This window comes from Actinoplanes italicus (genome assembly GCF_003001815.1).
Classification (GTDB): domain Bacteria; phylum Actinomycetota; class Actinomycetes; order Mycobacteriales; family Micromonosporaceae; genus Actinoplanes; species Actinoplanes italicus.
Genome location: NZ_PVMZ01000006.1, coordinates 341,189 through 356,579, shown reverse-complemented (window position 1 = coordinate 356,579; position 15,391 = coordinate 341,189). Strand labels below are relative to the sequence as shown.

At 69.2% G+C, this 15,391-nt stretch carries 11 protein-coding genes; 5 read left to right on the top strand and 6 right to left on the bottom strand.

Annotated elements, in window-relative coordinates; translation table 11 throughout:
- Positions 1–10: 10 nt before the first annotated feature.
- Complete coding sequence (locus tag CLV67_RS17845) at positions 11–835, top strand: regulatory protein RecX (protein WP_106319690.1); 825 nt, start codon at positions 11–13, stop codon at positions 833–835.
- Between the two features lie 2,664 nt (positions 836–3,499).
- Positions 3,500–5,224 (top strand): ribonuclease Y, encoded by a 1,725-nt coding sequence (rny, locus tag CLV67_RS17840; protein ID WP_106319688.1) that lies wholly within the window; start codon positions 3,500–3,502, stop codon positions 5,222–5,224.
- A gap of 3 nt (positions 5,225–5,227) precedes the next feature.
- Here rny and CLV67_RS17835 read toward each other — a convergent pair whose 3' ends face one another.
- The 4 genes from CLV67_RS17835 to CLV67_RS17820 are packed head-to-tail and all read right to left on the bottom strand — an operon-like array spanning position 5,228 to position 8,600.
- Positions 5,228–6,178, bottom strand: coding sequence for an amino acid ABC transporter permease (locus tag CLV67_RS17835; RefSeq protein WP_106319686.1), 951 nt, complete (start codon positions 6,176–6,178; stop codon positions 5,228–5,230).
- Entirely contained in the window at positions 6,175–6,885 is a 711-nt protein-coding gene (locus CLV67_RS17830) for an amino acid ABC transporter permease (RefSeq protein WP_106319684.1), read from the bottom strand. The genes CLV67_RS17835 and CLV67_RS17830 overlap by 4 nt, the downstream gene beginning before the upstream one ends.
- 31 nt (positions 6,886–6,916) lie before the next feature.
- Positions 6,917–7,801, bottom strand: a complete 885-nt coding sequence (locus tag CLV67_RS17825; protein ID WP_106319682.1) for a glutamate ABC transporter substrate-binding protein — start codon at positions 7,799–7,801, stop codon at positions 6,917–6,919.
- 55 nt (positions 7,802–7,856) lie between these two features.
- Complete coding sequence (locus tag CLV67_RS17820; protein WP_106319680.1) at positions 7,857–8,600, bottom strand: amino acid ABC transporter ATP-binding protein; 744 nt, start codon at positions 8,598–8,600, stop codon at positions 7,857–7,859.
- A gap of 138 nt (positions 8,601–8,738) precedes the next feature.
- Between CLV67_RS17820 and CLV67_RS17815 the strand changes: the two genes are divergently transcribed.
- On the top strand, positions 8,739–9,203 hold the full coding sequence (locus tag CLV67_RS17815) for a hypothetical protein (protein ID WP_239165966.1): 465 nt from the start codon (positions 8,739–8,741) through the stop codon (positions 9,201–9,203).
- Between the two features lie 21 nt (positions 9,204–9,224).
- Positions 9,225–10,712, top strand: a complete 1,488-nt coding sequence (gene miaB / locus CLV67_RS17810; RefSeq protein ID WP_106319676.1) for a tRNA (N6-isopentenyl adenosine(37)-C2)-methylthiotransferase MiaB — start codon at positions 9,225–9,227, stop codon at positions 10,710–10,712.
- 1,423 nt (positions 10,713–12,135) lie between these two features.
- Here miaB and CLV67_RS17795 read toward each other — a convergent pair.
- A complete protein-coding gene (locus CLV67_RS17795; RefSeq protein ID WP_106319672.1) occupies positions 12,136–13,050 on the bottom strand; it encodes a LysR family transcriptional regulator in 915 nt (304 codons plus the stop codon).
- A gap of 84 nt (positions 13,051–13,134) precedes the next feature.
- Between CLV67_RS17795 and CLV67_RS17790 the strand changes: the two genes are divergently transcribed.
- A complete protein-coding gene (locus CLV67_RS17790) occupies positions 13,135–14,088 on the top strand; it encodes a threonine ammonia-lyase (protein ID WP_106319670.1) in 954 nt (317 codons plus the stop codon).
- On the opposite strand, the gene CLV67_RS17785 is transcribed toward CLV67_RS17790, so the two are convergent.
- Positions 14,089–15,297, bottom strand: coding sequence for a DUF349 domain-containing protein (locus tag CLV67_RS17785; protein WP_106319668.1), 1,209 nt, complete (start codon positions 15,295–15,297; stop codon positions 14,089–14,091).
- Between the last annotated feature and the right edge of the window lie 94 nt (positions 15,298–15,391).

Sequence of the window (15,391 nt, the reverse complement as noted above, 5' to 3'; positions counted from 1 at the left end):
GTAACCCGCAATGGCTGGACGGCGCGGCGCACGGTCTGGGCGAGGATGGGATGCCATCCCGCCCAGGACCGGCGCCGGCATGGCAGCAGACGACGATGCGGCGGAGCCGCGACGTGCCTCCGGGCGTCGCGGTCGCCGCAGCGGTGGAGAACCATCGGGCGGCGGAGACGCGCATTCCGGTGGATACCCACACCGCGATGGCGAGGTGCCGGGCGGTGACGCGGATTTGCGGCCCGGCCATCCCGGTCGGCCCGACAGGGATGGCCGGGCTCGAGGCGGCGGCCGCAGCGAGCCACCGCGGAGCGAGTCCGAGGTCGCCCGAGAGATATGCCTGCGTCAGCTGGCGGTCCGCCCACGGACACGCGCCGAGCTGGCAAAGGTTCTGACTCGCAAGGAGATCTCCGAGGAGGTGATTTCCGAGGTCCTCGACCGCTACGACGAGGTCGGGATCATCGACGATGCAGCCTTCGCCCGCGCCTGGGTATCCAGCCGGCATCACGGCCGCGGGCTGGCCCGTCGGGCGCTCGCCAACGAGTTGCGCCAGCGCGGCGTCGATCCCGAGGTCGCCGGCGAGGCGCTGGAAGCCGTCGACGACGAGGCGGAGGCCGAAACCGCGCGGGCGCTGGTCGACCGCAAACTGCGTACCGCTTCGGGAGCCCCGGATGCGATCTTCCGGCGGCTCGTCGCGATGCTCGCCCGCAAGGGCTACCCAGCCGGCGTGGCCATCCGTGCTGTCAAAGACGCCTTGGCCGCCCGTGACGCCGAGGCCGCTGAGTTCGCCGACGCGCTCGATGCCGACGCCCTCGCTGATGAGGCGAGCGGCCTCGAATCCTGAGCTGCCCCGGTTCCGTTCAGCCGGGGCGGCGGCCTGTTGAGCCGGGGCGGCGGCCTGTTGAACCGGGGCGGCGGCCCGTTCTGCGATGCGGCGACGGGCTGTTCAGGGCGTGGTGAGTGCGACCTGTTCGCCACGGGGCGGTGGCGGCTCGGTCGTTCAGGGGTATGGCGGGTACGGCCTCTCCGGCTTCGGGTGGCGGCCGCTCGGCCCGTTCGGGCCGTGGTAGACGCAGCCCGTCCGGCTTCGGGCGGAGGCCATCGCGCTTCGTTCGCCCTGGCCCGGTGACCACCTGTGAGTGGCCTGCCTGGCTTGGTGTCCGGGCGTGAGAGGCCTGCCTGGATCGGTGTCCGGCCGCGAGTGCGTTCGATCTGCGAAGCGAGTCCGTTCGATCTGCGAAGTAGGGGCCTTCGGGGTAGGAGCCTGCGCAGTAAAGGCCCGCAAAGTGAGAGCCGGCGGAGTAGGGGCCTTCGGGGTAGGAGCCTGCGCAGTAAAGGCCCGCAAAGTAAGAGCCGGCGGAGTAGGGGACCGCGCGGAGCGCGAGCTTGAGGAGTCAGATCCTGCCGAGCAAGGGTCGCCGGATCGGTCTGGGCTGCCGCCCGCGACGGCCGTCCGTGAGATCTGTCATCCGTGAAGTTGCCGGACGCGACATACGAGTGATTGGTTCTGGCGCATCCGAGCGATGTAACTCAAAGTCATGGAGTCATCACCCGCGACGCGCCGGTCGCCAGGCGCGGTAGATATGTCGTCCCCGACGGGCCGACGGTCGGCAGAGTCATATCTTGAGCCCTCACTGCTGGCTCGGCCGAGAATGAGACCTCGGCGAGCCGATCGTGAGTGCCGGTGTTCGGATCGGGGAGGTGCTGCTCCCGAACGTGACGAACGTGCGGCCCGGTGAGCCTTGCGGGCCGGTGCGCCGGGAGCAGCGGAGTTCCGTCAGGTCGCGTACAACTCACGAATGCCTTCCGGTGTCGGCCGGCATCAAGGGCTGCCGGTCCGCTGGGCGGTTGCGGCCAGGGGCCAGGGCGCAGGCCGATATAGTCCTGATGTGAGGAAAGTTCTTCTGGGCGCTATTCGGCCAGATATCACGCGGCGGCGTCGAGGACGTGGCGGCTGACACGGTGCGTCACCCTGTGTTCCTGTCACGCTCCGTGTCTCGCGTTCGACGGGACGGGTGATAGCGGAAACGGGGATCACTCGTTCGCGTGGGGTGTGATCGCGTGGTACGTCTGGATATGTCCCGTGGGATCGTGAGCTGGGCGTAAGCATCTCTGTGCCGTACGTCCTATCCGCTGCCGAATCATGAGTCCTTGACCGAAGCGGTCCTTGCGACCTAGCCTCGCGTTACACAAGGTTTGTTCGACCATCGCATGCAACAGGCACAACATAGATCGCATTACATTACGGCATCACTTGGACTGATCTGGTCAGGGTGATGCCTCCGTCGGCCGCTGACCGCGCGGCTGACGGCGCGACATACCGGCGGTCAACCCCACAACTCCACACACTCCTGATTCGAGCGGCTGACGGGCGGCTCGCTGGCGGGGCATCCGTAACCGGCCGGGGAGATCAGATGGGGTCTCGGGCGACACCGTTCGCTCGAGACATCGTCGTATCCCACGGACTGTAACGGGATTCCCGTCCGGTGAGACGACCGCGGTGGCGAGGCTACTCAGGGCAGCGTCGCCGGCATGGGCACATAGTGATCATCGGTGACGTGGCTCATCGGCACCTTCGGCCGGAGCGTTCGAGACCCTTTCGAGTGCTTCTGCCGACCACATCCTCAACCTGGATGTGGTGGACACTGAGCGGCCCTCGCGGCCTGAAGTGCCCGGGGTCCGATGCCGGAGCGATTCGGTCGTCGGTGCACGTCACCGGCGGTCGAGGCTGACGGGTCGGCAGCACACGGAAGTCACGTGTGACCGCCGGCTCCGGAAAGCGCGCCGGCAGCCGAACCTCCGGCAAGCCTGGTCCACGCCGATCCGGGCGAGGCCCTATCCCGGGAAAGCCGAGCCGGGGCGAAACTTGAGCCTGGCAAAGCCCGATCCGGGTGAGAGCAGAGCCTGCCGAAAGGTCATCTGGCAGACGCCGATCCGGGAATGCAGAGCCTGGTGAAGGTCAGCCCGGCAAGGCCGAGCCCGGCAAGGCCGAGCCCGGCAAGGCCGAGCCAGGCGAAAGCCGAGCCAGGCGAAAGCCGGAGCCGAACCCGGTGAGAGCGGATCCTCGCAAGAGCCGAAAGCCGAACCGGACAAAGCCGAAGCGGCACACCACCAAGGTGAGCCGACCAGGCAGACCGGCGAGGCACCCGAACCGGGCGACCTGGCAGGCGAGCGACCCGGACATCCGGAGAGCGAGCCGGCAAGGTAGCCGGGCCGCCTGTAAGGGATGCCCTGCGAACCTGCACCGGCTGGCCCGGCGAGCGTCGAACCGGAACCCGGCGAGCGCCGAACCGGAGCGCTGCAGAGCGCCAGCAGGCGTGAGCGGGCGGCGGCAGGCGTACGCCGGGCGGCGCAGGCCGTTCGGACGGAGACTGGAGGCTCGGGGTAGCCGAAGGCGGAGCGCGTGACACCCGGGCCCGTGCCGCCCGCGGTCAGCTGCCTTGGTCGGGCATCCCGCAGAGAGCCCGCGCGTGTGCTTCGCGCCGGCGGCGAAGGGAGACGCGGCGAGATGACCCCCGTGACCTGGGTACTCGTGGTTGCGATCATCGTGCTTGCCGTGTCGGTGATAGCCGGGCTGTTCCTGGGGACACGTGCGTTGCGCCAGATGCACTCCTATCGGCAGGTCGCCCAGGAGAAGCAGGAGCAGGCAGTCGGCGACGCCCAGGCCAAGGTCGAGGACGCAAATGCCAAGGCTGCTTCGGTACGGGCCGAGACGGCCGCAGCCAAGGCGGAGGCGAACGCGGCCCGTGCCGAGGCACGCCGGGTTCTGGAAGCGGCGCACAGCGAGGCCGACACGATCCTCGAGCATGCCCACCGGCAGGCGGAGACGGATGCCGAGCAGCTGCGATCGGCGGCCCGCCGGTCGGGGGAGCGGGAGATCGCGCTGCTCAACGCCACGGTGAAGGAGCAGGCCGCGGAGGTGGAGCGCCGCGCGGCCCGGATCGACGAGCGGGAGCGGCTGCACGGCGAGGAGGTGGAGCGCCTCGTGGAGCGGGAGCGCCGCCTCGCCTCCCTCGAGTCGGACCTTTCGCGGCGGGAGACCGCGCTCTCCGAGCGCGAGGCGGAGCTGGCGAAGGCCGACGAGGTGAAGCGCCGGGAGCTGGAGCGGATCGCCGGGCTGACCGCTGACACGGCGCGTGGCGAGCTGATCGAGGCGATCGAGGGGCAGGCGAAGCGGGAGGCCGCGATCCTGGTCCGGGACATCGAGACGGACGCGAGGAGCACCGCCGACACCCGGGCCCGGCACATCGTGGTCGACGCCATCCAGCGGATCGCCAGCGAGCAGACCGCGGAGAGCGTGGTCAGCGTCCTGCATCTGCCGAGCGACGAGATGAAGGGCCGGATCATCGGGCGTGAGGGCCGCAACATCCGGGCGTTCGAGTCGACCACCGGCGTGAACCTGATCATCGACGACACCCCTGAGGCGGTCCTTCTCTCCTGCTTCGATCCGGTACGCCGGGAGGTGGGCCGCCTGACGCTGGAGAAGCTGGTGCTGGACGGCCGGATCCATCCGCACCGCATCGAGGAGGTCTTCGACAGCGCCAAGAACGAGGTCGAGCGGCTCTGCGACCGGGCGGCCGAGGAGGCTCTGGTCGATGTCGGGATCACGAACATCCACCCGGAGCTGGCGAAGCTGCTGGGCCGGCTGCGGTACCGGACGAGCTACGGCCAGAACGTGCTGAAGCACCTGGTGGAGACCGCGCACATCGCCGGGATCATGGCGGCCGAGCTGGGCCTGGACGTGCCCACGATGAAGCGCGCGGCGTTCCTGCACGACATCGGCAAGGCGCTCACCCACGAGGTGGAGGGCAGTCACGCCCTGATCGGCGCCGACATGGCCCGCAAGTACGGCGAGCACGACGACATCGTCCATGCGATCGAGGCCCACCACAACGAGGTGCCGCCGCAGACCATCGAGGCGGTGCTGACGCAGGCCGCGGACGCCTGTTCGGGCGGGCGGCCGGGAGCGCGGCGGGAGAGCCTGGAGGCGTACGTCAAGAGGCTTGAGCGCATCGAGGAGATCGCCGGCGGCAAGGCCGGGGTGGAGAAGGTGTTCGCGATGCAGGCCGGCCGCGAGATCCGGGTGATGGTGCGGCCGGACGACATCGACGACATCGGTGCCGCCGTGCTGGCCCGCGATGTGGCGAAGCAGATCGAGGAAGAGCTGACCTACCCGGGCCAGATCCGGGTCACCGTGGTCCGTGAGTCCCGGGTGACCGAACTGGCCCGGTAGCCGTCAGTCGTCGACGTCGACCAGGTCGGCGGTCTGCACCGCGTTGTGCGGGACCGGCAGGTTCGCGGTCTTGCGGCCGCGGGCGAGCCGCTTCTGGACGTACTGGGCGAGCTTCGACAGCGAGTAGTTGACCAGGATGAAGAGCACCGCGATCACGAAGTAGACCTGGATCGGGTTGCTCAGCACACCGATGATCTGCTTGCCGATGTTCAGGGTCTCCTCGTAGCTGATGATGAAGCCGAGCGAGGTGTCCTTGAGAACCACGACGAGCTGGCTGATCAGCGCCGGGAGCATGATCCGGAAGGACTGCGGCAGCAGGATCAGCGTCGTGGTCTGGAACGGGGAGAGGCCGATCGCGACGGCCGCCTCCCGCTGACCGAATGGCAGGCCCTCCATGCCGGAGCGCAGGATCTCGGCGATGACCACACCGTTGTAGATGGTCAGGCCGATCACCAGGTACCACAGCGTCTCGAGGGTCACGCCGAACTCGGGGAAGCCCCGCGCCACGAAGAAGATCGTGATGACCACGGGCAGACCGCGGAAGACCTCGACACAGACCCGGGTCAGTACGGCCAGCCCGCTGCCGAGCCCACGCAGAAGGTAGGCCACCGGGGTGGACAGGCCGGCGTACCGGTTGCCGGCGATGCTCTTGAGCTGCAGCCGGAGGAGGGACAGCAGCGTGCCGATGATCAGTGACGCCACGATGGCGAGTACGGCCGCGATCAGCGTGTTCTCGATGCCGACCCAGATCCGCTCCCAGACGAGCACGAAGTTCTCGTTGGAGGGGTCGACCAGCGGCCCCCACAGCTCCATCGAGAACTGCCCCTTCTCGTCCAGGGGCAGATAGATCAGGTAGTACGCACCGGCCACGACCACGAACGTGGCCACGATGCTGAGGATTAGGGTGAGGCGCCGCTGACGCGGGCCGGGCACGTCGTAGAGGACGCTGGTCATCGGGCCGCCACCGCCTGCCGCCGCTCGATCCGGTCCAGGAGAGCCCCGAGGGGGACGGTCATGATCAGGTATCCGATCGAGATGCCGATGGCGACGGGGATGAAGGCGTACCCCTCGGCGCCGGTGAGCTGGTCGGCGCTCGCGGACAGGTCGCCCACGACGCCGAAGAAGCCGATCAGTGCCGAGTTCTTGATCATCGCGATGATCACGGAGCCGAGCGGAACGATCGAGGCCTTCCACGACTGCGGCAGTACCACGTACCGCAGATTCTGTCCGAAGGTCAGCCCGAGTGAGCGGGCCGCCTCGGCTTGGCCGGGCGGGACGGCGTTGATTCCGGAGCGCAGCGCCTCACAGACGAAGGCGGCGGTGTAGAGGGTCAGCGCGATCAGTGCGAAGCGGAAGTACGGCAGGTCGGTGCTGAGCCGGGTGAAGACCACGTCGAGCACCGGGATCCGCAGGAAGTCGGCGTTGGAGCCGAGGGCCGGCAACGCGAACGCGGAGAAGAACATGACCACGGTCAGTGGCATGTTGCGGAAGATCGTCACGTACGCGGTGCCGACCGCCCGCAGCGGCGGCACCGGTGAGATGCGGAGCACCGCCACGACGGCGCCCAGGATGAGGGCGCCGATCGCGGCGAGCACGCAGATCTGGAAGGTGAGCCAGAAACCGCCCGCGAAGACGTCGAACTTGTCTACCAACACACTCACGGGCGGAAGCTCCCCGGCTCAGCTGACGAGATCAGTAACGGTTGACGGCCGGGGCGGTGCCCAGCTCGGCGCCGAACTTGCCGGCGGTGTCGTCCCACGCCTTCTTCCAGCTGCCGTCGGCGTAGGCCTTCTCGAGGGTGTCGTTGATGAAGGTCCGGAAGTCCTTGTCGTCGATCTTCACGCCGATGCCGTACGGCTCCTTGGTGAAGTTGTCGCCGGCCAGCTTGTACTTGCCCTCGTTCTTGGCGATGTAGCCGAGCAGGATGACGTTGTCGGTCGTCACGGCGTTGACCTGGCCACCATCGAGCGCGGTGATGCACTTGTCGTAGGTGTCGAAGAGCACCACCTGGGTGGCGACGTCCTTGACGTACGTCTTGATGTTCTCGGCCGGGGTCGAGCCGGTGACCGAGCAGACCTTCTTGTCGCCGGCCTTGAAGGCGTCCGGGCCGGTGATGGTCGCCTCGTCCGCCTTGACCAGGATGTTCTGGCCGGCCTCGTAGTACGGCCCGGCGAACGCGATGCGCTCCTTGCGCTTGTCGTTGATCGTGTACGTGGCGACGACGAAGTCGACGTTGTTGTTCACGATGGCGTCCTCGCGGATCTTGGAGGGCGTCTCGACGAACTCGATCTTGTCGGCCGGGATGCCGAGCTCCTTGACGATGATCTTCGCGACCTCGACGTCGAAGCCCTCGGGCTTGCCGGACAGGCCCTTGAGGCCGAAGCCGGGCTGGTCGAACTTGGTGCCGACCTTGATCGCCTGGGCCTTGTTGAGCTTCTCCATGGTGCTGCCGGCCGCGAAGGTCTTGGTGGATCCGCCGGTGTCACCGCTGGATCCGGCGTCCTCGCCGGCGCACGCGGTCAGGCCGAAAGTCAGAGCCGCGGCGGTGGCCACAACGGCTGCACGAGTGAAACGCATACTTCATCTCCTTTTCGATCAGGACCGCCGTCGTGTGGCGGCCCTGAGGGGCACATCAGTGCGTGAGGATCTTGGAAAGGAAGTCCTTGGCCCGGTCGCTGCGCGGGTTCGCGAAGAACTCCTCCGGCGCCGCCTGCTCGACCAGCTGACCGTCGGCCATGAACACGACGCGGTCGGCCGCATGCCGGGCGAAACCCATCTCATGGGTGACGACCACCATGGTCATGCCCTCGCGTGCCAGTGAGGTCATCACGTCCAGGACCTCGCCGACCATCTCCGGGTCGAGAGCGCTGGTGGGCTCGTCGAACAGCAGCGCCTTGGGCTGCATGGCGAGCGCCCGCGCGATCGCGACCCGCTGCTGCTGGCCGCCGGAGAGCTGAGCCGGGTACTTGTCCGCCTGGTTGGCGATGCCGACCCGCTCCAGCAGCCCCATGGCCCGGTCACGGACGACCGATGCCTTCTCCCGGCGCACCTTGACCGGTCCCAGCATCACGTTCTGCAGGATGGTCTTGTGCGCGAAGAGGTTGAACGACTGGAACACCATGCCGACCTCGCTGCGCAGCCGGGCCAGAGCCCGGCCCTCCGCCGGAAGTGGCTGCCCGTCGAAAGTGATCGTGCCGGAGTTGATCGGCTCCAGCCGGTTGATGGCACGGCACAGCGTGGACTTGCCGGACCCGGAGGGTCCGATGACGACCACCACCTCGCCGCGCGCGACAGACAGATCCACGTCCTGCAGCACGTGCAACGGGCCGAACCACTTGTTGACGTTCTCCAGAACGATGAGAGCCTCGCCTGTCACCCCTGGTCCATCCACTCGTTCTCGGTTCACTCGAATGGACACACCCTATGGGTCGCTCCGTATCGGAATGTGTCGAGAATGGTCACGGAGCGGTAACACAGCCACTGCGCTGAGAGAGGGGTCCGGACCATGGACTTTATGGGGGACGGCCCGTGGAACTGGTGCGTATCCGACCTGGTCGATCCGGACCGGGTCATGGGCGCGCTGGCCGGCGCTCTGGAACGTCCGGTGCACGGCATGGTGCCGGGGGCGGATCTGCTCTGCGACGTCTATCACGTCGGCGGAGATTTCCCGACCGTGGTCGACGTCTACGTGACGCCCGCCGGCGTCGCCGAGGAGACCATCGCGAGCGCCGTCGCGGTCCGGCTGCGTGCCGCGGTCCTGCTTCCCGACGACACGATCAACCCGACGCGGTACGTGCTGGCCGAACCCGACGGCACGCTGAGAGCCGTGCACGTCGACGAGCGGGAGACCGACGACGGCCCGGAACGGCGGCACGTCCGGCCGTGCACCGGCGACGATCCGGCCTGTGCCGCTCCGGCCGGGTGCGACCGTTCGCGGTGGAAACCGGACCCGACGCCGGAGCGGCCCGCCGCGGCGTGAGGGGTAGCCTGGTCAATTGCCATGACTACCGAGATGACCGGCGCCCCGCGCACCTATGACGTGCGCACGTACGGCTGCCAGATGAACGTGCACGACAGCGAGCGGATCTCCGGCCTGATGGAGGACGCGGGCTACGTGCGCGCGGCCGACGCGGACGCCGCTGACATCGTGGTCTTCAACACCTGTGCGGTACGCGAGAACGCCGACAACCGCCTCTACGGAAACCTCGGCCACCTGCGCCCGACGAAGCTGAAGAACCCCGGCATGCAGATCGCGGTCGGTGGCTGCCTCGCCCAGAAGGACAAGGGCGACATCGTCAAGAAGGCGCCCTGGGTCGACGTCGTCTTCGGCACCCACAACATCGGCTCCCTGCCGGCCATGCTGGAGCGTGCCCGGCACAACGAGGAGGCGCAGGTCGAGATCCTCGAGTCGCTCGAGGTCTTCCCCTCCACGCTGCCGACCAAGCGCGAGTCGACGTACGCCGGATGGGTCTCGATCTCGGTGGGCTGCAACAACACCTGCACGTTCTGCATCGTGCCCAGCCTGCGAGGCAAGGAGAAGGACCGCCGTCCCGGCGACATCCTGGCCGAGGTACGGGCACTGGTCGCCGAAGGCGTCCTCGAGGTGACCCTGCTCGGGCAGAACGTGAACTCGTACGGCGTCGAGTTCGGTGACCGGCTCGCGTTCGGCAAGCTGCTGCGCGCCTGCGGCGAGGTGGAGGGCCTGGAGCGGGTCCGGTTCACCAGCCCGCACCCGAAGGACTTCACCGACGACGTGATCGCCGCGATGGCCGAGACGCCGAACGTGTGCCACTCGCTGCACATGCCGCTGCAGTCCGGCTCGGACACCGTGCTCAAGGCGATGCGCCGCAGCTACCGCCAGGAGAAGTACCTGGGCATCATCGAGAAGGTCCGGGCCGCCATGCCGGACGCCGCGATCACCACCGACATCATCGTCGGCTTCCCGGGCGAGACCGAGGAGGACTTCGAGCAGACCCTCGAGGTGGTCCGCCGGGCCCGGTTCTCCAGCGCCTTCACCTTCCAGTACTCGAAGCGTCCCGGCACCCCGGCCGCGACCATGGAGGAGCAGGTCCCGAAGGCGGTCGTCCAGGACCGCTACAACCGCCTGATCGCCACGCTCGAGGACATCACCTGGTCGGAGAACAAGAAGCTGGTCGGCGAGAAGGTCGAGGTCCTCGTCGCGGTCGGCGAGGGTCGTAAGGACGAGCACACCGGCCGGTTGAGCGGCCGGGCCCGCGACGGCCGCCTGGTCCACTTCGCCACCGGGGGGATCACGCCGCGTCCCGGCGACATCGTCGAGACGGTGATCACCTACGCCGCCCCGCACCACCTCAACGCCGACGGCGACCCGCTGAGCCACCGCCGCACCCGCGCCGGCGACGCCTTCGAGGCGGGCCGCACCCCGAAGCTCAAGGGCGTCTCGCTGGGCCTGCCCTCGATCGGCGTCCCAGCCCCGCTGCCGCCCGCGACGGACGGCTGCGCCCTCTAACTTCTAACCCCGCCGCTGCCCTTGCTGTCGGCTGCGCTGGCCTTGCTGTCGGCGGTGCCGGTCTTGCCGGCACCGCAGAGGGCGTCGGCTTCGGCGGACATCAACGCGTCGGCAAAAACGTCTTGACCAGGGACTGCAGCACATCAGGGCTCGCCGATTCCAAATGCGCGCCCAGCAAACCGGCAAGGTCCAAACTCGGTTCTGCGGCCATCGCAGGTTCTCCTTCGTGATCTTCGAACAATCCGAAGGATCTGCGGTGGCCGCCTCTTTCATCCCGGAAAGTCCAGGTCATACACCACTTCGGTGGACGTGACCTGCGGCTGCGCTGGTCTTGCGGCTGTGCTGGTCTTGCGGCTGTGCTGGTCTTGCGGCTGTGCTGGTCTTGCGGCTGTGCCGGTCTTGCGGCTGTGCCGGTCTTGCGGCTGTGCCGGTCTTGCGGCTGTGCCGGCCTTGCGGCTGTGCCGGCCTTATGGCTGTGCCGGCCTTATGGCTGTGCCGGCCTTGCTTGTCTGCTGCGCTCTTGCCCTCGTCGCCGCCCCGCCGGGCCCACGCCCATCCGTGCGCCTGATCTTGCCAGGTTCGGCCGCCATAGCGACCCGAACCTCACTAGATCTGCCGCCAAGGAGACGAAGCGGCGAAGCGGCGGGCGATCTTGTGCGGCTACGCCGCTCCAGCGACCACAACCTCACAAGATCTGTGAGAGGTGGCGTTGTGCAGAGCGGTGGGTGCGGGGAGTCGCCGCTGAGGCGGCGCTTGCGACGAGTCGCGGTGAGTGCGTTGAGTCGCTGGCTGACGGCTACGGTGAGTCGCTGGTTGGCTGACGGGTGCGGTGGCTGGCTGGCTGGTGGGTGCGGTGGGTTGCTGGCTGACGGCTACGGTGAGTCGCTGGTTGGCTGATGGGTGCGGTGGCTGGTTGGCGGATGGGTGCGGTGGCTGGCTGGCTGGTGGGTGCGGTGGGTTGCTGGCTGACGGCTACGGTGAGTCGCTGGTTGGCTGATGGGTGCGGTGGCTGGTTGGCGGATGGGTGCGGTGGCTGGCTGGCTGGTGGGTGCGGTGGGTTGCTGGCTGACGGCTACGGTGAGTCGCTGGTTGGCTGATGGGTGCGGTGGCTGGTTGGCGGATGGGTGCGGTGGCTGGCTGGCTGGTGGGTGCGGTGGGTTGCTGGCTGACGGCTACGGTGGGTCGCTGGTTGGCTGATGGGTGCGGTGGCTGGTTGGCTGATGGGTGCGGTGGCTGGTTGGCGGATGGGTGCGGTGGCTGGCTGGCTGACGGCTACGGTGGGTCGCTGGCTGGTGCGGTAGGTGCGGGTGGATTGCTGGCTGCTTGGCTGGTGGGTGCGGTGGGTTGCTGGCTGGCTTGCTGGTGGTGCGGTGGGTGGCTGGGTGCGGTGGGTGGCTGGGTGCGGTGGGTCGCTTGAGGGTGGTTACGGGGAGTCGCTCGCTGGTGGTTGCGGGGCGTAGCCGGAGGAGCGGGTCGCGGCGCGTAGCTGGGTGAGCAGCGCGGCCGTGGCCGGTGGGTCCGGCGGATCGCCGGGTAGCGCGATCGACACCCGGCGGCCGGGACCCGGCAGCGTGACCACCCGCACCCGTGGATCACGGTGGGCGGCCAGCGCGAGTGCGGGCAGTGTGGTGGCGCCCATCCCAGCCGCGACCAGCGCCTGCACCGCCACGTAGTCGTCGGTGGTGAATCGGATGTCCGGGGTGAAGCCCTCCGCGGCACAGGCGTTGACCAGCCGGTCGCGGCACCGCTCGCATCCGCCGATCCACGGCCGGTCCCGATGGTCGGCGAGCCGGTCGCCGGCCCAGTCCGCCGGGACGACCAGGCAGGTCGGCTCTTCCAGCAGCGGCTCGTGCCGCAGGCCGTACCACTCGGGGAACGGCTCGCCGGGGTGGTTGAAGACGAGCGCCGCCTCCACCTCGCCGCCGCGCAGCAGCCGGATCGCGGCAGGCGGCTCGGCCTCGGTGAAGCGCAGGTCGACGCCCGGGTGGGCGGCCACGAAACCGGCCGCGGCGACCGGCACGAAGGTACCGAGCGCGGACGGGAACGCCGCCAGCCGGACCCGCCCGGCACGGAGTCCGGCCAGTTCGGCCAGTTCGGCCTCGGCCGCTGTGAGCCGGCCCAGGATCTCCTCGGCCCGGTCGGCCAGCAGCCGCCCCGCATCGGTGAGCCGCACGCCGCGACCGGACCGCTGCAGCAGCCGTGTCCCGGTCTCGGCCTCGAGCCGGGCTAGGTGGTGGCTCACCGTCGGCTGGGCGTAGTGCAAGGCCTGCGCGGCCGCGGTCACGGAACCGTGCCGGGCGACGGCGACCAGCACGGTCAGCCTCGTGACGTCGAGCATCCGGCCAACCTATCAATCCGGTCTATAGGTCACCGAGAACAAAGATATTGGACCTATGCCTTCGTACGGCCGACGATCGTAGACATGGATCTCAGCTTCGACGACATTCGCGCCGCCCGTGAACTGCTCCGTTCCCACCTGCCGCCCACCTCGATGTGGTCCTATCCGCTGCTGGACGCGGCCGCCGGCACGTCGGTGCTGGTCAAGCACGAGAACACCCAGCCGGTCGGCGCGTTCAAGGTGCGCGGCGGCCTGACCCTGATGGCCGGCACGAGCCCGGCCGAGCGGGAGCGCGGCACGGTCACCTGGTCGACCGGCAACCATGCCCAGTCGCTGGCGTACGCCGGTCATGTCTTCGGGGTGAAGTGCACGGTGTTCATGCCGGCCGGCACGCCGACGGGCAAGGCGGCGGCGGTCGAGGGCTGGGGTGCCCGCGCCGTCCGGGCCGGGGACAGCCTGGAGGCCGCCGAACGGCAGGCCCGGCAGCACGCCGCCGAGACCGGGGCGAGGCTGGTCAGTCCCGGTGACACGCCCGAGCTGCTGGCCGGCGTCGGCACCGTGTACCTGGAGATCCTGGAGCAGCGCCCGGACCTCGACGCGATCGTCGTCCCGGTCGGCAGCGGCACCGGCGCGGCCGCCGCGTGCCTGGTCGCGGAGCAGGTGGCCCCCGGCTGCGCGGTGATCGCGGTCCAGTCGTCGGCCTCTCCGGCCGCGCACGACTCCTGGCGGTCCGGTGACCTCGTCGAGCGCCCCAACGGCACCGTCGCCGCCGGGCTGGCCACCGGTCGCGGGTTCGAACTGCCGCAGCGGGTCATGCGGAACCGTCTGGCGGACTTCCTGCTGGTGGACGACGAACAGATCACCGAGGCGAGGCGACTGCTCGCGACCGCCGCGCACACCCTTGCCGAAGGTGCCGGAGCGGCCGCCCTGGCCGGAGTGCTGAGCCACCCCGACCTCTTCAACGGGAAAAGGGTCGCCGTCGTCTGCACCGGCGGAAATGCCGACGCCGACGAACTGGCGACCCTCAGCCGTAAGTGATCAGTTGGCCTGCTCGGCCAGGGCGAGGAACTGCTTCTTGGAGGCGAGCGCCTGCTCGGCCTCCTTGATGCGGCGGTTGTCGCCGGCCGTCTTCGCCCGCTCGAGACGCTGCTCGGCCTCGGCGACCTGCTCGCGCATCTGACGCAGCAGCGGGTTGTCCTGCGGGCTGGTCTTGCGCCACGCCGAGTCCATCGCCACCCGGATGCGCTCCTCGGCGGCCCGCCAGCGCCGGTCCAGCGAGGCGGAGGCCTCCCGCGGCACCCGGCCGGCCTCGTGCCACGCGGCCTGGGCGTCACGCAGCTTGTTCTGCGCGCCGCGGGCGTCCGCGTCGACGTCGACGGCCTCGAGCTCGGCGAGGATGGCCTGCTTCTTCTCGAGGTTGCCCTGGTACTCCGCGTCGCGGGCGGAGAAGACCTCGCTGCGCCGGGTGAAGAACGCGTCCTGGGCGGCGCGGAAGCGTTCCCAGAGGCGCTGCTCGGCCTCCTTGGCGGCGCGGGGCGCCGCCTTCCACTCGGTCATCAGCTCCTTGAGCCGGTTGGCCGTGCTCGACCACTCGGTCGAGTCGGCCAGGCCCTCGGCCTCCTTGACCAGGTCCTCCTTGGCGGTCTGCGCCTGCTTGCGCTGGCCGTCGAGGGTGGCGAAGTGGGCGCCACGGCGGCGGGTGAAGCCGTCCCGCGCGGCGGCGAACCGCTTCCACAGCTCACCGTCGGTCTTCTTGTCGACGCCGCGGATGGTCTTCCACTCGTCCAGGATCTCCTTGAGGCGGTCGCCGGCCGACTTCCAGCCGGTGGCGTCGGCGGCGATCGTCTCCGCCTCCTCGACCAGCGCGGTCTTGCGGGCGAGGGCCTCGGTGCGGGCCACCTCGCGGGCCGCGCGGGCCTCGCCGGCCTTCTCCTCGGCGAGCGTCGCGAGCCGGTCCAGGCGGGTGGCGAGACCGTCGATGTCGCCCACCACGTGGGCCTCGTCGAGGGTCGCACGCAGTCGCTTGACACTGCTCAGCGAGTGAGCCGCGTCAGCCGCGCCCGACTTGAGGCGAGCCTCGACGAGCTCGACCTCGGTCACCAGGTCGGCGAATCGCCGGGCGAAGTGGGCCAGCCCCTCCTCTGGGGTGCCCGCCTGCCAGGATCCGACCACCCGGTCACCCTCAGCGGTCTTCACGTACACGGTGCCGTCGGCATCCACGCGCCCGAAGGTCGTCCAGTCGTTCATGAGCTCATCCTCGTTCTCCCGGCGTCACCGGCCCGAACCGGGCCCGCGGCCACCGCCACGGCGCAGTATGAATGCCGACTTCTCATCGGCATTC